The organism is Oceaniferula marina, from assembly GCF_013391475.1.
In the GTDB taxonomy this organism is placed as follows: Bacteria; Verrucomicrobiota; Verrucomicrobiia; order Verrucomicrobiales; family Akkermansiaceae; genus Oceaniferula; species Oceaniferula marina.
Map to the genome: position 1 here is coordinate 1 of NZ_JACBAZ010000014.1, position 22829 is coordinate 22829.

Sequence of the window (22829 nt, forward strand, 5' to 3'; positions counted from 1 at the left end):
TTTTCAAGGTCGAGCATGCCTGTGACCAGCCCTCTGGAGTCAATCTTGACCTCGAGCAGGCCGTTATTGAGGACATAGCCGTCACCTCCGGCGACCACACGGGTCGGGGACACTCCCTCAGGAAGTCCCGGGTCGGCCGATTGCACGCTGTACCCGCACTGCGGCACTTCGGCGTAGGTCAGTTCTCCATTTGGTAGTTCCACCACTTCCTGACGTTCCTGGGCCAGAGTGTTGAACACCACGACAGGGTTCTCCACGCCGCTGGTGTCGACCTTTTCCACAATCCGTGCTGCCGCGGCATCACGCACGGCGGCTGCCACCTTGGCGACGTTCGGGTAATCGATTTTAACATCCTCATACACCCAGTGGATCGACGATCCCGGGATGATGTCGTGGAACTGATTCAAGAGAAGTGTCTTCCACGCACGGTCCATGGCCATCGCTGTGACGTCGCCGTCTTTTTCGGCAATGTGGGCCGGAACATCCCAGACCGGGCGGTCATCCGCCGCCACCGGATCCTCGCCGAGCAGAGCACCCGGGTTGACCCGTTGTGCCATCACCTGGAGGAATTCGGCGTCGCGCAGCATCAACTCACATTTCCGGTTCATGTACTTGGTGTAAGCCTGGCTGGTCAGCGTGCCACGGTGCAGTTCGAGGTAAAGTTCGCCTCGCCAGACCGGTGGATCCACCGCGTCCTCCTTGCACTTGTCAAAAAAGTCCAGCACGCTGGTCATTTCCACCTGGGGCACCCCTTCAAAGTCCTCCCAGCGCCGGGCCAGCTCAATGTGCTCGAGGCTCGGTCCGCCACCGCCGTCGCCATGGCCGAAGGGCACCAGCGCACGGGTCGCGCGGTCGTTTTCCTGGAAGTTGTGCTCGGAGCGTTTCATTTCTGCCGCTGTCATCTGGCAGTTGTAGGTATCCACCGGCGGGAAGTGGGTGAAGATCCGGGAGCCGTCCAGCCCCTCCCAGTAAAACGTGTGATGCGGAAATCTGTTTGTATCACTCCAGGAAATTTTCTGGGTGAGGAACCAGTCGATCCCGGACTTCTGCAAGATCTGGGGAAGGGCCGCGGCGTAGCCGAAGACGTCGGGCAGCCACAGATCCTTGACCTCGATGCCGAACTCCTCCTGGTAGAAGTTTTTCCCATGGATGAACTGGCGCACCAGCGACTCACCGGAGGTGATGTTGCAGTCGGCCTCGATCCACATACCGCCGACAGTTTCCCACTGGCCTCGTTTGATAGCCACTTTGATGTCCTCGTAGATGCTCGGGTAGTATTGCTTCATCCAGGCATACTGCTGCGGCTGGGAGCAAACGAAGCGGTAGTCCGGATGGGTTTCCATGTAGCGCAAAGCCGTGGTAAACGTGCGGGCGCACTTGCGGATGGTTTCGCGCAGCGGCCAGACCCAGGCGGTATCGATGTGGGCGTGTCCCACGGCGGAGATTTTGTGCACGGTGTCTCCATTTTTTTTGGCGAGCACGGGGGCGAGCTCGGCACGGGCCGGAGCGATACAACCGGGGTCGCCGAGGTCGAGCACGTCACAGGTTTTATTCAGGGCCCGCAGAAGTTGGCCGCGGCGTGCTTCGTTTTCGGGAAGCTCCATCATCGCCTGGCGGCAGGCCTCGAAGTCCATCTTCAGTTGGAAGGCCTCCGGGTTGTAGGTTGCAAGCTGTGCCTGCTTCAAAACAAATAATGACTCCCCTTCATAATCAGGCATCAACAAATCGCCATCGCCCCAGAACATCTGGGCCACCGGGTTAGCTGCAGCTTCCACATAAAAATCAATCTTCTCACCGCCTTGGGCACAATCCATCAGCGGCACTGCGGAGCGATTGCGATTCACCGCAATCACTGGCTTGCCGTCCATATAAACCAAGCCCTCACGGCCAAAGCCCTCACCTTCCTCAAAACTCAGATTAATCAAAGCCACTACCGATTGACCATTCCATCCTGCAGGAACCACCCCTGTAAAATGAAACCACACAGTATCCCACTTCGAGCCCCATTTGTCACCTTCGGCAAAAGGCGTAAAGGGTCTCTGGATCGCTTCCTCGTAAGGAATCGGCTCACCTCCAACCGCCATTGCCTCGATGTTCATCGGCGATTTTTCAGGATAGAGAAACGGCTCGATGATACGCCCACCGGCTACAGCAATTCTCTCTTCAAATACTCTAGGTAACTTTTCCATATCTGGGCCCCAACTATGCCCGTCCGCCAACCGCGCACAAGGATGAATGGCATGTGTTTTCAGGAGACAGGCACTGCAATAACGGACCCAGAACTCAACAATCGGTCACGTCACATCGTAAACGATAAAAAAACGCCGCCGGGAAAACTCCCGACGGCGTGTGATTAAATACAGGATCGAATGATCGTAGCGGAGACTTAGTCTTCGCTCGGGCTCCACTCTTCGGAAGAACCGGAAGATGCCAGGTTGAAGGCGTGCTCCAGTCCAACAAGGTCTCCGCTCGGGCGGAGGGTCTCGAAGGATGCGGACTCCTTCTGAAGCTGATCCGGGTCGTAGTTGACAGCCTTGATGGAAAGACCGATACGACGCTCGACTTTGTCCACCTTGATCACGCGGGCTTCAATCTCGTCACCCACCTTGATGACGTCCTTGACTTTCTCCACGTGTCCTTCAGCAAGCTGGGAAATGTGGATCAATCCGTCGATGTCATTCTCAAGGTTCACAAAGGCACCGAAGCTAGCGATCTTGGCAACGGCTCCCTTGACCAGGTCACCGACCTTGAAGCTGTTCTCAATCTCGGACCATGGATCACCCTCAAGCTGCTTGACGCCAAGGGAAACACGCTGGTTTTCCTTGTCGATGCTGAGCACGATGGCTTCGACTTCGTCGCCCTTCTTGATGATCTCGCTTGGGTGGTTGATCTTGCGGGTCCAGGACAGGTCGGAAACGTGAATCATTCCATCGATTCCCTCTTCCATACCGATGAAGGCACCGTATGCTGTGAGGTTGCGAACCTCGCCCTTGACCAGAGTGCCGATTGGGTACTTGGCTTCGAGCTCTTCCCATGGGTTTGCCTCGAGCTGGCGAACGCCGAGGGAAATCTTCTGTTCCTCGATGCTGATACCAAGCACGACAGCCTTGATTTCCTGGTCGAGTTCCAACACGTCGCTCGGACGGTTGATACGCTTGACCCAAGAAAGCTCGGATACGTGAACGAGACCTTCCACACCGCTCTCCATCTCGATGAAGGCACCGTATGGAAGAAGCTTGGTCACCTTGCCGGTCACCTCGGTGCCGATTGGGTAACGACCTTCGATGTCTTCCCATGGGTTGTCTTCCATCTGCTTGATGCCGAGAGAAACGCGCTCTTTTTCGCGGTCGACGTCGAGGATGAGAACCTCGAGAGTCTGTCCGATGTGAACAAGGGCACTTGGGTGGCTGATACGTCCCCAGCTCATGTCCGTTACGTGGAGCAGGCCGTCCATGCCCTGCAGATCAACAAAGGCACCAAAGTCGGTGATGTTCTTGACCTGTCCTTCGACACGATCGCCAACCTTGACGCTCTGGAGGAACTTCTGACGCATTTCTGCACGCTCGCTTTCGATCACCTCACGGCGTGAAATAACGATGTTCTTGCGGTCGTCGTTGACCTTAACAATCTTAAATTCGTAGACTTTGCCGATATACTCGTTGAGGTCCTTGGGAGGAATGATATCGACCTGGGAGCCGGGAAGGAATGCTTCGACACCGACATTGACCATGAGGCCACCCTTGACGGCGCCTTTGATCTTGCCCTTGACGAGTCCTCCGTCGTGGTAAACTTCGACGATTTTTTCCCAGTTCTTGCGATGAGCGGCTTTCTCTTTGGAGAGCACGACCATGCCTTCGTCGTTTTCAAGTTTCATGAGAAGCACTTCGACTTCATCACCAACTTCGATCTCTTCGTCTTCGAATTCGGCTACCGGAATGGCGCCTTCGGACTTGTATCCGATGTCGACGAGGATCACTTGGGGTTTGATTGCGATGATGGTTCCGTTGACAACGGCACCTTCTTCGAATGAGCGGAACTTTGAATCGATCAAAGTTTCCAGTTCTGCTGTAGCAGTCATATTGGTTTGTTTGGTTTAGGTTAGGTTCCTTGGTTAATTTCTTTCCACTGTGCCAATCAGATCGACCTTGCGGCCTTTCATTGGCGTTGCCCCATGCAAAACCGGCGGTAGCGGGGCGCCAACACCCACCGGCTGAAAGAAAAGCGGAGGCGGGACATTACTAAAAAACCTCCACTTGGCAAGAAGAATGCATCAAGATCACACAAAAAGAAAAAAATCACAATTCCCTGATTATCAGCAACTTACCAAAACAAACAGCCGATTTCATGATATTTCCCTGACCCAAGACAGTCGAATCCGTAGATTTACCGGCTTTCCATAGCGGGTTTGCACGGCCTCGCGCAGCATTTCCATGGTTTCTTCGGAGGGAAATCCAGCTCCCTCCAAATGAAGTTCAAGCACCCGCTCCCCGCCCTTCGGCCGTAACCAGTGCACCCCGACCAGTCGGTAACCGTGAGTCTCCAGCACCCCCTGCACAGCCATTTCAACCGGCTCCTTCCGGCTGGCCTTACCGACCAAAACCGAGGCCAAGGGCACGGACAAGCCGGCGCACAGCAAGGCCAGCAAAATAGCCAGACGCTGCGCCCACAGCCGTGGAGTCGAGCTTCTGCCTCGCACCCCGGCCAGTAGAAAATTAATCGAGGAGCCGAGTACGATCGCCACCACGTTGGTTCCAAACAATAAGGCGGCTCCTTTAGCCACGCCGGACTCCCCAAGAGAAAGACAAATCCCCGTGGTCGCAATCGGAGGAACCAGAGCGGCCGCAATCGCGACTCCGGCCAAAGCCCCTGTAAGTTTGGGCCTCGCCAAACAATAGGAAGCGGCAAGACCGGAAATGAAAGCAACGCCCAGATCCAGCAGCGTGGGCTCCCCTCGAGCCAATAACTCATCCGTCACCCCAAGGCCCATGCTTCTGGCAAGCCCTCCCAGCAAGACACCTATAAGCAAGGCACTTAAAAACCCGAGTAAAACCGACTTCTGACATTGCTTCCACAGCGGCCAATTTCCTTGCACCACCGCCAGACCTCCACCCAATAAAGGCGTCATTAAAGGAGCGACCAGCATCGCGCCGATCACCACGGCACCACTGTCAGCAAGCAAGCCCAAGCCTGCAATGCAGGTGGCCATGACCATCAACACCGCAAAATCAAAGCTCCACCTGGCCTTCCCATCAATTTCAGCAAACAACTGAATCCTTTCCTCCCTCTTAAGCTGAGGAATACTCAGACTCATCATATCTCCCAACCGTTCCCGCATCCTGTGCCCTGCCGGGCGCGATGCCCGAATCACCCCGATACTCACGCCCTCCGGCCCCTGGATCAATCTCTCCGGCACCGTTCCGAACAACTTCCGTCGCAAGGTTCCGCCACCAGCGGCTCCGATCAACATCAGCCCATAATCCCCGGAGCGGAGCTCGCATTGTATGGCTTCGGAGACATCGTCAGACAACACAACCTTGGGGGTCACCTCCTCGGAAGTCACCCCGGCACGACGCAAACTTCGCCGCAGCGATTCATACCCCACCTCCATCGAAAGCTCACCCGCATCCTCGCAAACGTAAAATGCCGTGGCCGCACTACCCGCAATCCTCGCAGCCAACTTCATCCCCCGTCTGGAATGGCGCCCACCGGCACAAGGAACCAAAATCCCAGGTGATGACAAATCATCGCGCCCAGAACCGCCCGAAGCACCATTCCCAACCTCCCCTAAACGAAGCACCAATACCGTGCTAAACGCCTCATCCAAAAGTTCGCGCGCCAACTTCCCCGTCATTGAACCGTCCTTGGTCGAATCGTGTCGCCCGACAACCAACAACTCAGGAGACAACTTACGTTCGACAGCAAGCACCGCACGATGCCGACTCCGGCACTCCACTCTGCACAAGCGAATGTCGCAGTCTTCGCTTGATCCCTCAGGTGGGTTGGCTGCGGCCGCCATCGCCGGTTCAAGGCACCCCCAATGCTCGGCATCCTGTGACAAGGCTTCGCTCCAATCCAACCAAGGAACATCTCCATCACACTCCTCGTTTCCAGATTCCACCCAAAGGAGATGAAGCGGCTTCTTGGTAGCCTGTGCAATCCTCATTCCCCAGCGGGTCATCGCCAAAGCCTCGGCTTGTTTACGAATAATCAGCAGCATATGACATGAATCGATGATAGTCCTAACCCGTCGATCATTTCCCAAACTTCCGGTCCAACTCATTCAGGGAAATGTGCACCAAGGTGGGGCGTCCATCGGGCGTGCAGTAGGGCAAATCGCAGGCAAACATGGCATCCAGAAGAACTTGGGCATGATCGATCCGGCACGGTTCATGACGCCCGACGCGACGGGCGACCCCCGCGGCAAATGCCTCAAAAGCAAGCGCCTTCCCTTTTCGTGTCCCTGCCGTTTCATGCAACTCATGCACCAGTTCATGCAGGAATGCGTGAATATCCGACAGCTCCAAAAATGATGGCATGCTGCTGATTTTCACGGTACTCCCGCCAAAGGATTCCACGGTCATCCCCGCATCGGCAAAGTGGCTCTGGTGACGTAACACCAAATCCGCATCAAGCACATCCAACTCCAACAACTCCGGCACCAGCAGTCCCTGGGAACTTACCCCACCACCTTCAGCACCTTTCAACAGATCCTCATACACCACGCGCTCGCGAGCCGCCACGGGATCTAACAATACAACCCCCTCATCCCCCTGAAGAACAACGTATCGGTCGTGCAAGGGCCCAATCAATTCAAATTCAGGCTGCTGCACAAGCTGCCTTCCACCCGGATCCCCCAGCTCCGACTGCCGCTCTCTGGCTTGATCAAAGGCCGAGGCTGCAGGAGGTGTCATGGCTGGCGGAACAGACTGCGAACGGCCAACCTCCTTGTCCGGATGAACTCCTGCTTCTACCTGCACGGAGGAATCACCCGGCTCCAGTTTTGCAGAGAGATCTGCCTGCTCTAATCCCCCCCTGGTACGGGACACATCCTGAGATGCCTCCCTCCTAGGCTCAGATTTCCCCAGCCCACCGACAGCGGTAGCATCCACTTGACGGTCCCTTGGGCTCAAATGCACAGAGTCAGAAGGACGTAAGGCCGACTCAACGGACTCGGCAATCAGATTACGGATGTCGTGTGGTCGGTGAAAACGGACCTCCCGCTTAGCCGGGTGCACGTTGACATCCACCAGACTTGGGTCCATTTCAATCCACATCCAAGCGGCGGGGTGAGTTCCCTCTTGGATTGCCCCCCGGAACCCGTCCCGCAAGGCCCGGGTGATGGCGGCGTCCTCAATCGGGCGGCCATTCAAAAACACAAACTGCTGACGTCTTCCCTTGCGGGCATAATCACTGGGTAAAACATAACCGCGCACGGACATACCAGGTCGGGATTGTCGGGCGACTTCGATGAGTTTTCCGGCAGCTTCCGTCCCGGCCAGGCCGGAAATACGCACCCTCCAATCTTTGGTTCCGGGCAAATCAAAAGCGACCCGCCCGTCTTTGATCAAGGTGAAGCGAACCTCAGGGGCCGCAAGCGCATGAAGTCGAACCTGGTGCTCCACATGTGCCGACTCCGTTGTCTCGGCTCGCAAGAATTTCCGCCTTGCCGGAACATTAAAAAACAACTGCTTGGCCTCGATACACGTGCCCGACGGCACACCGGCCTCACGGACATCCCGCAAGGTTCCGCCATCGACACAAATCTCGGTTCCCGTCACCGCACCCTGTTCGCAGGTGGCCAAACGAAAGCGGGCAACACTGGCAATGCTTGGAACGGCCTCACCTCGAAACCCAAGCGTCATGATCGAAGACAATTGCTCACTGGTCTTCAATTTACTGGTTGCATGACGCTCCAAGGACAACATGGCATCCTCCCGACTCATGCCACACCCGTCATCGGTCACTTTGACCAAAGCCGTGCCACCTCGCTGAATTTCGACCGTCACATGACGGGCTCCGGCATCGAGGCTGTTTTCCACCAACTCTTTGACCACACTGGCGGGGCGTTCGACCACCTCGCCGGCAGCGACCTGACTGGCCAAGGTATCATCGAGAATTTGAATTTTAGACACGGGATGGAAAAAGGATGAAAAAGACAATGTAAAGGAAGCCGCCGCCGTATTAGAAATCAGCTGGTGACAGGCTAGAACGTAGACACAGGCATACAATCCGGACGAAACCACGCACCGCAAAAACTATTGCTGGCAGCCTGGCCCGCATCCGTCTAGGATACCCCCGCCGTCCGGGAAAGCATGCCTTGACTGCCCCCTCAGCGGCAAGCTTCATTCCTCCTGAATTTTGATTCCTGCCTCTCACGCCAACTTACGCATCCCTCATCATGTCCAAAGATCCGGAACCTACATGGCTTGAACGCATGGCCGCCCGACGCCCACCCTACTTCTGGTGGTTTCTCGGCTTTATTGTAGCATCCTGCTTTGCGTTTCTCAGCTGGTCACTCTGTATCGCCATTTTCAGCGCTCCTGAAATCCCTCGCAATTACGAAATTTTGAAAAAAGTAGGACGCCTGCCGGAGCATAAGGCCTACACCTCTCAAACCGCACCCAGCCTACCATCCAGTCCCGCGCCAGTGCTTCGCAACAGCTACCTCGAATTCAGCGACGAGGAGCTTGCAACCGTCAACCGTAGCCTGCTGCATAGCTACCTCACCAACTTCAGAACCAACACATTTTGCTCCTACCTGGTCGGCCCCTACCGCGTAACCAATACCCGCAAACTCACCGATGAGGACATCATGAATGAAGGGTTCGCCATTCAGCTGCGATCCTACTTACAACCTGACGAATACAATAAAATCGCCCCCTACCCGGTCATTATCGAAATCCTTTTCCCTACCCCCTACCCGGAGTCCTATCAGGGATATCACATAGGCGACAACATTGAACTCGACGTCACACCCTATTTTGCCTCCCTGCTGTACGTCAGCAAGGTCGAGCAAGAAGACGACGACACCATCGTTCGGCTCACAGCCGTGAGTCTGGCACAAAAAATCCGCCCGCCACATGCCGGCCCCTTTGATCTGGCACCACCTACGGAACTCAATCTCCACGCCCCCCTGCCCTTGTTCTCCGGCGATATCCCGAAAGCTGAAGCCCCGGCGTCCACCGCACCAGCCTCCGCCCCCTGATTCCATCTCCCTTCTCCAGACCATGGAAACACCCGAACTCGCACAACTGAAACAGCTGCGCAAAAAACATCACCAACAGTGTGTCGCCTGCAACCATCCGGACCTCAGACTGGATTTCAGGCTATCAGGTCAACGTTTAGTCGCCCGCTGGCAGCCCCGAAACTCACTGACCAGCTACCAGCAGACCCTGCATGGGGGGATTCAGGCTCTGCTCATCGATGAAGCGATGACCTGCTATATGATGTCACTCGGAATCGTAGCCGTCACCGCTGATCTTCAAATCCGCTACCACGATACGGTTCGCCCCGACCAGGCACTCTACCTTCACACCCGCCTCATCAAACGACGGAAAATGCTTTTTCTTTTGGAAAGTCAGCTCAGGCAGGGAGGGCGCTGTCATGTAATGGCCACCGGTAAATTCCTACCAAAGCCTTGATTCGCCCCAAGACGAAAACCATAGCCTGCCACAGGAACGCCCCCCCCAGAACCATCCCCCACACTCACAAATACTGTCCTATTTTCCACGTGCAGGATGCGGGATCCATGCTTAATCTGTTGGGGTTATGAAATCACACTCGAGCACGTATATCATCGCTGCTGCTGCAGCCATTTTCTCCTTTACCTCCGCTACGACCGTAGACGCCCATTGTCAGGTTCCCTGCGGCATTTATTCTGATGACACCGTTCTGAAAGATCTGCACACCCATCAGGCCACCATCGCCAAGGCCATGCAACAAATCAACGAACTGTCCAAGGATGCGAATAAAAACGCCAATCAGCTCACTCGCTGGGTCAACAACAAGGAAGAACACGCCACCAAAATCCAGGAAACCATGAGCCAGTATTTTCTCGCGCAGCGACTCAAGCTCGATGAAAAGGAAAGCAACAAAGAGTCCTATCTCAAAAAGCTCACCCTGTCCCACGAAATCATTGTCCTGGCAATGAAGTGCAAACAAGGCACCGATACCGGGAATGCGGAAAAACTTCACAAGGCCATTGATGCCTTCACCACAGCTTACACTGCAAAATAAGCTTAGCTTCTATCAGGGTGTTGAGCGCTGTCGCGCCTGCACCCTGAAATAACATCCTCCCCCGGCATCCATCCGGGTGTTCGAGTGCAGCATCACCTGCTCCAAGCCAAGACCTCCGGCTTCGGGATCACCCAACCACCCGGACGCCTCTGGTTCCCAAGTTTGCATATCCGAACTGGCCAACAGCCTCCAGTCGATATCAAATGCTTTACTTCGCCTGCTGAACTCGACGACCGCCACCTCATTTCCAGCCACCTCGGAAGCCAAGAGTCGCTGACGCACTTCATCTACACGAAGTGGGTCCGTGCCAAAACAATACTCATTCCAGTTCGACCGCCCGTCACCGTCCGGGTCCGCGTCGTCAGATGACACCAAGGTATCGTCCCGCTCGTCTTTACTAAACTGCTCATAGCGCCAGGCATCTACGTGCACATAATAATCACGATTGCCGCTCCCCGGAGTGCCGGACACAACCTCTCCAATCCCCCAACTCGACACCTCGTCGAACCGCCGAAAATCGCAATACGGATCACGGATGACCAGAGTGTAGCCAGCGCCGTCACTGGGAGGATACCACTTATCGTTCCAAGAAAAGTCGAGAATTTCCTCACCGCTCACATCAACCAGTTTGAGCCGCTCGCCGCCGTTGGCTAACTGGCCGTCATAGGGGCCATACACATTCGTCAGGTTACCATATCGAAGGACAAAAGCCTCTTGGTTTTTAACCAAGAGAAGATGTTCCCCCGGGCTCAGATCAACGACAGCAGAAAAAACATAGTCAACGCCCTCATCGAATCGGGCCCCTTGCAGGGAAAGTTCATCCGCGCCTATATTCACCAACTCCAACCACTCAAAATCCTCCGCCGTCACACCGGGCAAAGCCTCAAGCTCAGCAGCCGACGGATCTGCGGGGTGATAGTTGATTTCCACCACCCGCAACGACTCTTGCGCAGGCGTCGGAGCCCCTGAATATGTCATCGAGTCAACCAATCGGCCTTTGGCATCGTAGAGCTCCAGCGTTTCTCCGCGAGCAGATAACTGACCGCTGTAACCACCTTGAATAAAGCGATATTCTCCTCCGGTGGGACCGGATGCACGAGCACGAAAAGCGGACACCTCTTTTGCGATATGCAAGAGTCCGCGATACTGGGATGCCGCCTCACCGTCACCAGCGGGCAATACCGTTCCTGGCTTGATCGTCATTTCCACGGCTCCTCGCAGTGTCCACCCACTGAGGTCCAGCGATTCAGCTCCCCAATTTTTCAATACCAGATATTCCTCCGCCTGATTCCCACTCTCAGGATTAAAATCCAAGAGATCCAGAGAAACCAATGGAGAGGGTGACGGAGCGGCAGGGATACTCAAGCCGTCACTCTCAGGAGCGGAAGAATACAAATAAGCTCTGCGCCCTGGTAAATAATCATTTTTCAACCGCTCCGCTTGGGCCCGCATCCGATGCTCATCCGAAGTAGAATACCCACCTCCGTCCTGCCACGACCCCCACTTCGTAAAATCCAAATCCGCATCCGAGGCGCCGCTGGCCACTCCAGCAGGGTCCATCATCTCGGCCAGGGCATCAATACGGTTTTCGAAGTAACGCTCAGCCAATGGCGTGGAGGATTCCTGCAAGATCTCATCCATTAAGGTCCGAACGCGACGCACAAACATGGCATTCAATTCCGGGGAATCCCAAATCAAGGTTTTCAGTCGATTGCTCGCACCGAGCTGCAGCACATTATTGGTGTTGAGATCATCATCAAAATACCCCTGCCCTCCCCAATCGTGACCAAGGCTCAGATCGACATCCCAGACAATCGGCATCCATTCCCCGGTCCCATCGCTGTCACGGTAGACGTAGTAGTTTTTATGCCCCTGATCCTGACTGCCCGCCAAAACCAAACCGGCGAGATAATTCACGGTCGACGGAATATCCACGTTATCGTAGGCATACAAGCGCCGTAGGCTCTGGGACCGGCTTTCATCTAAAGCAGCCACCAAGGCCTTGATGTCATCGTTCCCCTCATCCAGCCTGGTTTTCTTACTCCCCGGTCCAGTCAAACGATTATACATCTTGTAAAGAGCGCCATTGCCATCCAACCCGATCCTCTCCAGAAAACGGTCGTCTCCGTCCTCCACCATATCGGCGATACTGAAAAAACTGCCATTTTGCTGCACCCTCACAGGAAAAGCATAGTGATGAGCCGCTCCCGCTTTCTTAAAAATTTCATACGCCAAGGTGTTGCGCATTTTGGTTTTATCCGCCCAGTTGGTGAGCAAATTGATGTCCTTCACCTCACCTTCCCCCTCTTTCCAGAGAAATCGGTTTCCTTTGTTAAAATCGATGTCGTAACTTTTTTTGCCAAAGCCGCTGGTCGTCTGGCCATGCAAGTCCACCTGGATATTGTCATAAAACCTGCCGAGATAATAATAACATGCCCGCGTACCTCCTCGGCTATTTGCCGCTGACGGATTCTCAATAAACCAATGTAAAACCGGCAAGCTCGAAGTCGCCAGCGACGGGTCATGTGCAATCGTTCCAAAGTACTGGTCCGAATCCGTCGGGTCCGCATAACGGGGCATGGCCATCACATTGCCTTCCTCATCCTCAGCTTCCACCCGCCAGCGCATCATTTCCCCTGAAGCCATATCCACGGTCGGTATCTGGACCGTATAAATGCCATCACCGGACAAGACATCCCCCTGGGTTCCAGCATCCCGCATCGTTAGCATCACTTCAGGTTCAAACATCCTGCGGTAATACAAACGAACGGTCTCCACATTGTGCATCGTTTTACTCACCGTCGCATGCACCGTGATTGGCACACTTGCTGGGCCACCAAGCGGCAAGGGGTCGACAACATCCGTAACCTCGCTGACCAAAGGCGGTAAATCGATGGATCCCCCGCCGTTCATCGAGCCGGGAGTAGGTGATGTAAAATACAAGGATTCCGTCGACTCCGAGGGAATCAACACATCCAGCTCCGGCAAAATCAGCAGATCCGAACTGGAAAGCGTCACATTCATACACTGAATAGCGAGAAGGTTCTCTCCCTCCTGTAATCCCACCTGAGCAGGGTCGATGGAGAAGGTCGTCCAGTCTTCGTTTAAGGACTCATTCCGGTTTGCCGTTGCCTGGGCATTCCAGGATAAATCATCCGGGGCCGCATCACTTGCGACACGGACACCGTTGATATAAGCAACCATGCCATCATCCCAGCGCATCCGAAGCTTGAGCTCTGACACCACATCCGGGTCATCCAGTTGGAATTTGACTCGTAAAAACAACGAGTACGTCTGGTAGCGCAAGTCAGATTGAAAGTTCGCGTCCGCACCCAGCCATGATCCATAGCCAGAATTGGCATCGTATCCAGCCCCAGTATGCACCGTCCTCCAACCCGATGAGGAAAACGACCCTGCAATATCAGAATTCCAAGCGGCAAAATGACCGGCAAAATCCGAAGCATCCAACGGCACCCCCGCTTGGGCTTCCGCTCCAGCTCTCACAACCGTGCTCGTCACCACTCCAGATGACATCCCATACGAAACATCAGCAACCTGCGGAGGATACGACGGAGAAAACGCATGTTCCACGCTTGCTCCGTCAGGAGCCACAAGCGCCAAATACTCCCCCCCTTTGCTTAGTTTGAAGTTGGTATGCAATTCACTCCCCGATACCCGACGATCCTTTGATGACGCCCAGACCAGCAGGGATGCTCCCGCATCCAACTGCACCGAAGGAAACCTCCACTTGACCAAATCCGATGATTCATCCGTCAAATGCCATCCCGCCAAATCAAGCACCTGGGAGCCATCATTATGAATTTCAATCCAATCGCTCCGGTCACCATCTTCGTCCCGGATACCTGAATCGTTATCCGCCATAAACTCGGAAATACGTAGCCCTGCTGACGCAAAACCAAGCGACAACATTACAAAAAACAGCCCTAATACCCCCTTCTTCATCAAAAATCCGTAATAAACTACGGCGATAGGGCTGGAATCTTAGCGAGATCCCACAACTAATCAAGTATTCAAATATCGGCAAATTTCGCACGACTTTCCGTCGCATCCACGAGCGGAACAATGCTCCCTACCGTAAAAGATGATCTGCAAATGCAGCTTGTTCCATTTTTCCTCGGGGCAGAGACGTTTCAAATAACGCTCCGTCTCTTCCACATTCTTACCCGGACACAAACGCCACCGCTTGGCCAGTCGATGAATATGGGTATCCACAGGAAACGCGGGCACGCCAAATGCCTGCGCCATTACCACCGAGGCCGTTTTGTGACCAACCCCCGGAAGCGCCTCCAAGGCCTCAAAATCCGCTGGAACCTGCCCACCATGCTGTTCCACCAAAATCCGGGACAGCTCCGATATCGCCTTGGACTTTCTCGGCGACAATCCACAAGGGCGAATGATCGACTGGATCTCTTCCACCGGAACCCGCATCATCTCCTCCGGAGTAGCACCGAGGTCAAACAAAGCCGGGGTCACCAGATTCACCCGTGCATCCGTACACTGGGCGGACAGCAACACAGCCACCAGCAAGGTGTAGGCATCCCGGTGATCGAGTGGAATCGGCGTCTCGGGATAAAGCTCCTCAAGACGGCGCACAATGTAGTCAACGCGCTCCGACTTCTTGGCAAGCATAGAGCGTCAAGGAGTAGGAACCATCGAGACAAAGGATTCCGGAACCGTTATGAACGTCCCGATCCAGGTCTTTCTCCGGCAAAGCCGCTGTTCAGCTTGCGCTTACACCCAACATACATTTTGTAACAATGAGGGTAGCGGGTCCGGCCTTTCAGCAGCTTGAGGCTACGCTCATAAGACCCCCATTGAATAATGGTGATTTCCGCAGGACGGGTGCCCCAGTGACGCATACCGCTCAATGATGGCTTAAAGATATCAATGGTGTGGGTTCCCACGAGCGAAGATCCGTAGTCATCCACCACATAGGTATGAGGCTGGCCCTTGATCTTGAAGGTGGTTCCAAGCGGATACACCGACCAATCAGCCGCGGCACTACGCACTGTTCCATATTTTAATATTCCTCCGCTGGCATTCAAGCGCCCCGGTGCTCCCGGCTCATTTTCCATGTGGGAAAAGGAAGTGGTTCTTACCAAACGGGTCCGGTGAGACGCCTTGTGGTATTTCGGCATGCCGTGTTTATCCTTGGGGAATTTCTGGGCCTTGGCCGTCACATGACTGGAAACAGGAGCTGGAAGCGCCGGATTGTGCGCCTCTTTAACCGCCAAATTGGATGAACAACTAGTAAATAGGCCCAGGCATAGGCATCCGAGACCGAAAATAAAGGACTGCTTAATCATGTGGTGTATGGGTGAATCGTGTAAGGGTAAGGCAAGCATTCATGCCATCTACCGGCAGGAAACTCTACTTGAAATCAGCTACACTAAGCTCTGCCCCGGTCACATGAAATATGTATGAAAAAGCAACCGAACCAAACAGATCCTCCGTTTGATCCTGAATTGTGTATGATCACTTCTTCCGGACAGTCAAACTAAACGTAGTAATTCCAGTGCTGATTTCTACAGCAATCTCTCCAGATTGGCAATCCTTTTCTCCAAGTTTTTACTTCAACCCACCGCAAAGCATTCAAACGCAAGTCTTTTAGGATCAATCACATTGATCAAACTCAGCAGGAATAAACGACTGATCCGAAGCTTCATCAACGGCCAACTGAATCTGGGCCCGAATGACCGCGGGAGAAACCGGTGGAAGGTATCCATTCAGGCAGCGTTCCAAGGCCTGAAGCGGCTCAACACCCTCAGCCATGATCAGCCTCTGCACCTTGACAGCAAGAGCTTCAGCGGCCCCGGCTGTCATGAGTTCGGGCATCTTGGCAACCAAGGCATCGGCCTCCTCCCCCAATGCGATCCCCCGACTCCGGCACAAAGCTCGCAAGAGCTGCCAGGCTTCATCCGCATTCGCGCACGGAAACAAGGGAACCTTGACATCAATCCGGCCAGGGCGTTTCAAATCCACCTCGATCAGATCGGGTCGGCTCGACGCCAGAACCCAGAGAATTTTCCCTCGATTACGGGTATCAGACATTTCCTTGGCCATCATCGAATAGACCCTGCTCGAGACCCCACTGTCACCACTGCCGGCAGCCCGTCTGCCAAGCGCCTGATCAGCCTCATCAATAAAAACAATACAACGGCCGAGGGCATGCAGCAGGGAGAAAATCTTTTCCAGGTTTTCTTCGGTGCTTCCGACCCAGCGGTCACGGAAGTTTTTCAAAGTCACGACGGGCACCCCCGCTTCGCCCGCCAAACATTCCACCAGATAGGTTTTCCCGGTTCCGACCGGCCCACAGAACAGGTATCCCATCGGCATGGCCTCCAACTTATCTTGCCGCCATAAGGCAATGTCTTGGCGCAGCCAATGTTTGACGCCATCGAGCCCAACGACTCTATCAAAATCTCGATCCGGCTCGATGAAGTCAATCAGCCCCCCACAATCCCGCTCAACCAAGGCCTGTTTGAGTTCGGATAGATCTTTTTCATCCAATGGAGACCCGGCATGCTCCCGACGTAATAACAGCACCTCTACCGAGCTCAAGGTGGAGCCAGCCAAGCGGTTAGCCGGGCGCTCGACATCATCTTTGAAATGGGCCAAAGCCGTCGGGCAACGCGACAAAAGCCAACGCAGCCCCGATGCCATCTGATCACGACTCGGCAATGGAATTTCCAAAGCGCAGACCCTCGGGCTACGGGCGACCAATGGATGGAGTCCATTTAAATTCTCTGAGATTAAGAAGGCAGCCTGCCCGTGTTCCTGCAGCTGCATCTCGGCGGCCCAACTACGTAAAATCGACGCCATGGCATTTAACTCATGACTATGGGAATGAGGCAACTGCGGACAAATCAAATGCGCTTGTCGGATCACAACCGCGACTTTCGGGCTTTCTGCGCCCATGGCCTGAAGGTTTTTGCAGTATTTGAAATAATGGGTGAGCACGCGAACGGCAGCCAGTGGTTCGTTAGGTAGATCCATCCCCTCTTTCTGTGATGGCCATTGCGAAAACACCTCCCCACCGCGCTCGACGCGCAAGCCCTGCCCCGGATCGTAACTAAGAACCACATTGAACCGAGGAACCAACACCTCCAACACAAAATCAAGCAAGCCCCCCATAGAAACTCCGGATGCCTCCTTCTGATCAGGAACCAGCATGCGGTCGTTCACATTCCCGTGGAGAATGAAACATCCGGCCGCGCCACTTTCATAACTGCTGACCACATCACTTGCCCATGTCGGTATCTTCATCGTAGATGAAACCCAACAGCAAAGCCTGCAGCTTGTCAGTTTAAAAAACGCCGATCCGCCAAGACTTTAAATCGCCAACGATCAAAGACTCCCAACAACAGCCGCCAATTCCTACTTGCGAAAGCTTCATGATAAGGTTAGAACTCCATCATCATGAAAACTCCACGTTTGCACCTGACTGCCCTGATCCTGTCCCTTTCCCCAGCCCCCCTGCTGGCCCAACTACCGGCACCTACCCCCACCTCCCCCGAAGCGGCAGCCAATGCCAAGCAAGCAGGGATGGCCGTCGAAGCGACCCCAGTCCTGAAAGCAAGCGAAGTCCTCAGACCCGAAATCATCAAAGGGCCTCACCACACCGTCGCAGAAGACATCCCCACCGCCGGTTTCCTCAACCAGTACACGATCCAGTCTGACTTCGGTGTCTTTCACGTCAAGGGCAACGCCCTGCTCGCCAAACGAATCCATGAAATCAATGCCATGGCCGCACTGGCAAAAATTGAAAAATCAGACGAGTTCAAAAAAGCGCTCGCCAACACAGCTAAAATGCCGCTGCACATGGTGGAAAACCTCATCGATGACCCCAAAGGGACCGCCCAACAAATCGGAGACGGAGCCAAGCGCTTTGTCCATAGGGCGGGCGAAATGTTCCAACGCAAAGGACAAAAAACAAAGGAGGAAGACAACGCTTTCCAGTCCGCGCTCGGGTTCTCCAAAGCCAAACGCAAACTTTGCTGGGACCTTAAGGTCGACCCCTACTCCACCAACCCCGAACTTCAGAAAAAACTGGACGATGTGGCATGGGCCACCTTTGCCGGAGAATTTGGTCTCAAGCTCGGCATGCTCGCCATCCCCGGAGGCGCAGGCACAGCGATTTCCGGAGTAACCACCTCGTCGACGGTTGCGGAAAGCATCCGTGACAACTCCCCGGTTGACCTCAGTGCCAAGAACAGGGACGCACTCCAAGCGATGGGCATCAATGAAAACCTGCTGGAGGCCTTTCTTGCCACCCCCGACCTCTCACCAACCCAACAAACCGTCATTGTTCAGGAGCTCTCCAACATTCCCCAAGCCAGAGGACGGGACGCCTTCATTCAAATGTGCCTCTCTGCACGTAGCGAAGCAGACGGCATCTTCTTCCAACGCATCAGCCAGCTCATGCGCGCTTACCACGAAAAATCCTCACCGGTCCTCACCATCTTCAACCTCTACGGCCTGCCCGCCGCATACACCCAGGATCAAAGCCTGATCATTCCCTTGGAGCTCGACTACGGTTCCTGGTCGGCAGATGCGGCCAAACTCTCCGCAGCGATCGGCAGCTACCAAATTCCGGGTATGCCAATCAAACAACGGAAGCTGGTTATCACAGGCAAAGTTACCCCGATGGCCAAGGCCGGACTTGAAAAGGCAGGGATTCAAACCATTGAAAATGTGTACAACGAGGGCGTCTACAAAAAGTAGGCTCCCATCCAACAGATATCGCTTGGGGCATCCCCCTCGGACTTCTGGCTCCCTATGACGAGACCCGTGGTTTTTTCCCCATACCCAGCAAGCGTAACAGCACGCGCTTGCATCGTTTGAAGAGGTCATGTTTACGCCTCACGTGGCACTTGGCGGCGCAACGGTTCTTTTTCTGGAACTCCCGCCACAAGCATGTCTGACACGGGTTGACAAAGAACTCCCGGAGTTCATGCACCACTCCAATCACAATCACCACCAATAAAATAATGCCGGATATCCACTGCAGCGGAGAGACCGATGCCCAGTCCACGGCAAATCGTGAACTATCCTCGAAGATCACCGGGACACAGCACTGCTCAACCACAAGCTTTCCTTGAACATAGGCGGCTTTATATTCATACGCTGGAAAGATCCACCGGTCGGTAATCACCCCGGCAGACAAGGCCACGATGATCAAGGCGCTTGCATAGTAAACCGAGGTCTTAAGCCCCATACTCTTCCGAATGGCATTCAATTCTCCAAGGTTGGTGGATGGCCCGGCAATCATATAAGCCACCGCCACTCCGGGAGTCGCGCCCATCAACAATAGACTGTGGACAATCGGCACACCTGGCACACTGCAGGTGTATACCGGAATACTCATCAGGATAACAATCACCAGAGCTGAAAACTGCTGCTGACCTAACCAGGTGGAAACAAACTCCGTTGGCAACAGCATCAAGGCCAAGGTAGCAATACCAAGACCGATCACCAATTCCACACTGACATGAGCACCCAAATCAAAAAACGACCATCGCAACCACTGCCGGATCGAACCTCCCTTTTGTGTTTGTTGCTCCCGCGCATACTGCTTCCCATCATCAGTCGCTTGTTGTTTATTTTCCGGCAACACCTTGTTACCCACGCCCCCGATAAGATAAGAACCAATCAATGCCGACCCCAACAAGGTAAGCGCCAACTTCAATCCTAACATTTTGATAGCGATCAAGACCACAACCGGAGAGAGAACCGGGCTACTGGTCATAAAACTCAGCACGGTACCGGCAGCGGCACCACAACGATAGAGCCCCACCCCCAGAGGGATGGTTCCGCACGAGCAGATGGGAAGCAAGGCTCCGATCCCCACAGCCTTGCACAGCGGGGCACTGCCACCGCGACCAAGATGCCTCATCAACATATCCTGCGGCACCCACTGGTGAATGGCACCCGCCATCAAAAAGCCGGCCACAATATACGGGGCGGCTTCAAGCAGCATCTTGAATAAAATCAGAAAATCCATCTCCTTATTGATTCAACTCAGCCATGGCATCCGCATCGGCGGAGCGAATCACTTCCGCATTTTCGAGAAAGAACACCCCCTCCTCCGTTCGGGATCTCTCAATCCGAAGTGTCCCCCGAACCACCACATCCGGGTCCACCACCCCCTTATGTTCAATTTCCCAGTTTTTTTGCAATTGCTTCACCACGAGCGTCCATTGAAAATAGGGAATAGGATTCCCGACACAGCAGTCAATCATTCCAAAATAGGGAACCATCACAAAGCCGGTGATGGTATAGCCGTCCTTTCGCTCGATCAACTGCTCGCCACAGGCGAAGGATGGCCCGGAGACCACGACTTCGCACCCGTCCAGTTGCTCCAGAGCTTCGGGGACACTCACCAATTGGCAATGCCCTTCTTCGACCTCAACTTCCACCTCGTTGAACCACGCCCAATCGATTTCAGGAACCTCTACATCTTCAGGGACAGGAAGCCCAAGCTGGTCACCAGGACCGGTCAGAACCGAGCGAATTTCCGCCAGGTTCCAACACAGCAGCCCCACCCCGATCAGGAGGATCACCACGATGGGTTTTCGTTTCGACATCACAACGGTAGCCTCGGGCCTACTTATTGAGCAGCGACACCCTGAAGCAGCACCTTTTCAGCACGGTCTTTTCCGGCGCGCAGTGTGTGCTTTTGCTTACTAAACACAGGAGCTTTGAACCGGTCTCCCTTGACGCGATAGCAATAAATCAGCTCTCCGGTTTCATCATTGACCAACTCCACGACGGCATCTTTCACCGGAAGTTCGACTTCCTTCAAGTATCCCACCGGCTTGCGCCCGTCATTTTGACTATTGTTAATCGTAATCGGCCACCCTGCATATTGCTCGGAATCGCCTTTGCTGATATCGCAAAAACGGGGCCAGCACTCAAAGGTCACCTTGTCGGTGGATTTTTCATAACGCACCAGACCGTATCCATCGCCACGGATGGCACGATCTTTCCGGTTTTCCGGATTAGCGTAGGAGATCATCGTAATTTTGTTCCCCAGGCCATCGAGGTAATCCCCCACCCAAGGATGAGGCGAATCGATTTTCTCCCCGCCTCCGGCTTTTTCTTCGAGGGGATGCCACCAGCGTCCGTAAATCGTATTAACGATCGCAGGTGCGGTAAAAGCGAACGGGCCATCGCGGAACGAATCAATACCGTGCTTTACGGTCACCGCAAGGTGCTGGTCACCACAGAGGTGGGTCGCCCGGGCGCGACGAATGGCACGCAAGGCCGTGTTGCGAGGAGTCTGAGGCCAACCATTGCAATCCAAATCCGCCAACAACCGGCGGTCCCGACTACCATGCATATGAACCGCTCCACAAAATGCCGTCTGGGAGAGCACGGCTTTCACCTCGGCTCCGTTCCAATCACGGGCCCAAGCATCGAGAAACTTCAACTGCCGGTCTCCAAGCAGTTTCAAGCCAGGTTTATCGACATCTTTCCTATTGTAAGACGGGTCGTTGATGTGGTCTGGGCGCGGTCCCATTTTAGGAATGTTCCCATGGGGCCCGGTCTTAAATTGGCGGTCTGCGAGAATGGCAAAATTCACTCCACCAACCGTCATATCGGTATAATACACACTGATTCCCTGTTTCACCGGTGTCGGGTCGTAAGCATCCGGCAAATGCGATGTTTGTTGACGATGCACCATATTCACAAATGGTGCCGGGTGCAGATAGCCACCATCCGAAGCCCCTCCGATTTTGGCTTGTTTGCCTTCAGCCCCCCACAGGTTACCATGCCCGACATCGTGGTCATCGGGGATGCAAATCGTAGGTCGGTCTTTCATGATCTCAGCAAACTGCACACCAAACTGCAACCAGCCGAAGGTCGCCTCGTCATGCACATAATTCTGATCCCCGGCAAAAAACAACAAATCCGGGTTCTGCTTTTTCAGGTTGGCCACGATTTGTTTCCGCGTATCAAACTCCTGATCGTTGGGCGAATTACAGTTCAAGGAACCAACCACAATGACATCCTTGTCCACCGGGTCTTTGCGAATCAGCCCCTCGAATTGGGAAAGCTCCCCTAGTTTCAGGCGATAAGGCACATCCTTGGTTGCATCCCAGTTCTCAACACGAAAATGCACTGACCATCCGGGGAAAACCACCGCCTGCTCATCCGCTTTCTGCCACTTTCCATCCCGCTTGAGTTCAAGAACCACCGACTTGGGTTCCTTCGGCAACAATGGGAAACATTGCCCCGTCATCTTTAAGACTCCCTCATGGTGCGTATAAAGGGCAAATGCCATTGCCTTTTCCCGGGGCAAGGTCCGGAACCATTTCGCAGCCTTAAGGTCTTTCTTTCTCAAGCCTTCCTTCTCCCACCACTTGCCGGTTGCGGCATTGTCAGAGTCCTTGGCCCAGCGAGTGTCCAAACCAAAGGGCGACTCAGCATAGTAGTCGGTTTCGGCAGAAGCGCTTCCAGCCAAGGGGAGAAGGCATAGCGTGGAGCAAAGCGACGCGCGGAAAAAAGAAAGGCAGCTCCGCCGCAACGAAGCCCCGAAAAGACAAGTCATAGCATCTTTTGTAAGTCTC

General features: G+C 54.3%; 15 protein-coding genes. 4 read left to right on the forward strand and 11 right to left on the reverse strand.

Annotated elements, in window-relative coordinates; genetic code table 11:
• The 4 genes from HW115_RS18080 to mutL form a co-directional block, all read right to left on the reverse strand.
• On the reverse strand, window positions 1–2189 hold a 2189-nt coding region (locus HW115_RS18080; RefSeq protein WP_178934723.1), incomplete at its 3' end, for an alpha-mannosidase.
• Between the two features lie 197 nt (window positions 2190–2386).
• Window positions 2387–4078, reverse strand: a complete 1692-nt coding sequence (locus HW115_RS18085) for a 30S ribosomal protein S1 (RefSeq protein WP_178934725.1) — start codon at window positions 4076–4078, stop codon at window positions 2387–2389.
• Window positions 4079–4342: 264 nt separating this feature from the next.
• Window positions 4343–6217, reverse strand: a complete 1875-nt coding sequence (locus tag HW115_RS18090; RefSeq protein WP_178934727.1) for a DUF389 domain-containing protein — start codon at window positions 6215–6217, stop codon at window positions 4343–4345.
• A 34-nt stretch (window positions 6218–6251) separates the two neighbouring features.
• Window positions 6252–8132 carry a DNA mismatch repair endonuclease MutL gene (gene mutL / locus HW115_RS18095; RefSeq protein ID WP_178934729.1) on the reverse strand — a complete coding sequence of 627 codons (1881 nt, stop codon included), beginning with the start codon at window positions 8130–8132 and terminating at the stop codon, window positions 6252–6254.
• 266 nt (window positions 8133–8398) lie between these two features.
• Between mutL and HW115_RS18100 the strand changes: the two genes are divergently transcribed.
• From HW115_RS18100 to HW115_RS18110, 3 genes are all read left to right on the forward strand, one after another.
• Window positions 8399–9205: a hypothetical protein gene (locus HW115_RS18100; RefSeq protein WP_178934731.1), complete on the forward strand. Its 807-nt coding sequence runs from the start codon at window positions 8399–8401 to the stop codon at window positions 9203–9205.
• Window positions 9206–9227: 22 nt separating this feature from the next.
• Window positions 9228–9641 carry a PaaI family thioesterase gene (locus HW115_RS18105; protein WP_178934733.1) on the forward strand — a complete coding sequence of 138 codons (414 nt, stop codon included), beginning with the start codon at window positions 9228–9230 and terminating at the stop codon, window positions 9639–9641.
• A 127-nt stretch (window positions 9642–9768) separates the two neighbouring features.
• Window positions 9769–10236, forward strand: a complete 468-nt coding sequence (locus HW115_RS18110) for a superoxide dismutase [Ni] (RefSeq protein ID WP_178934735.1) — start codon at window positions 9769–9771, stop codon at window positions 10234–10236.
• A gap of 12 nt (window positions 10237–10248) precedes the next feature.
• On the opposite strand, the gene HW115_RS18115 is transcribed toward HW115_RS18110, so the two are convergent.
• From HW115_RS18115 to HW115_RS18130, 4 genes are all read right to left on the reverse strand, one after another.
• Window positions 10249–14199, reverse strand: a complete 3951-nt coding sequence (locus HW115_RS18115) for a lamin tail domain-containing protein (RefSeq protein ID WP_319609415.1) — start codon at window positions 14197–14199, stop codon at window positions 10249–10251.
• 60 nt (window positions 14200–14259) lie between these two features.
• Window positions 14260–14886: an endonuclease III gene (gene nth / locus HW115_RS18120; RefSeq protein ID WP_178934747.1), complete on the reverse strand. Its 627-nt coding sequence runs from the start codon at window positions 14884–14886 to the stop codon at window positions 14260–14262.
• 47 nt (window positions 14887–14933) lie between these two features.
• Window positions 14934–15491: a 3D domain-containing protein gene (locus HW115_RS18125; protein ID WP_178934749.1), complete on the reverse strand. Its 558-nt coding sequence runs from the start codon at window positions 15489–15491 to the stop codon at window positions 14934–14936.
• Between the two features lie 379 nt (window positions 15492–15870).
• Window positions 15871–17523, reverse strand: coding sequence for an ATP-binding protein (locus tag HW115_RS18130; RefSeq protein ID WP_178934750.1), 1653 nt, complete (start codon window positions 17521–17523; stop codon window positions 15871–15873).
• A 153-nt stretch (window positions 17524–17676) separates the two neighbouring features.
• Between HW115_RS18130 and HW115_RS18135 the strand changes: the two genes are divergently transcribed.
• Complete coding sequence (locus tag HW115_RS18135) at window positions 17677–18981, forward strand: hypothetical protein (RefSeq protein ID WP_178934752.1); 1305 nt, start codon at window positions 17677–17679, stop codon at window positions 18979–18981.
• Between the two features lie 52 nt (window positions 18982–19033).
• Here HW115_RS18135 and HW115_RS18140 read toward each other — a convergent pair whose 3' ends face one another.
• From HW115_RS18140 to HW115_RS18150, 3 genes are read right to left on the reverse strand one after another with little or no spacing between them, the layout of a single operon-like run.
• Window positions 19034–20260: a permease gene (locus tag HW115_RS18140; RefSeq protein ID WP_178934754.1), complete on the reverse strand. Its 1227-nt coding sequence runs from the start codon at window positions 20258–20260 to the stop codon at window positions 19034–19036.
• A 4-nt stretch (window positions 20261–20264) separates the two neighbouring features.
• Window positions 20265–20843 carry a hypothetical protein gene (locus HW115_RS18145; RefSeq protein WP_227021653.1) on the reverse strand — a complete coding sequence of 193 codons (579 nt, stop codon included), beginning with the start codon at window positions 20841–20843 and terminating at the stop codon, window positions 20265–20267.
• A 23-nt stretch (window positions 20844–20866) separates the two neighbouring features.
• Window positions 20867–22810 (reverse strand): hypothetical protein, encoded by a 1944-nt coding sequence (locus HW115_RS18150; protein ID WP_178934758.1) that lies wholly within the window; start codon window positions 22808–22810, stop codon window positions 20867–20869.
• Between the last annotated feature and the right edge of the window lie 19 nt (window positions 22811–22829).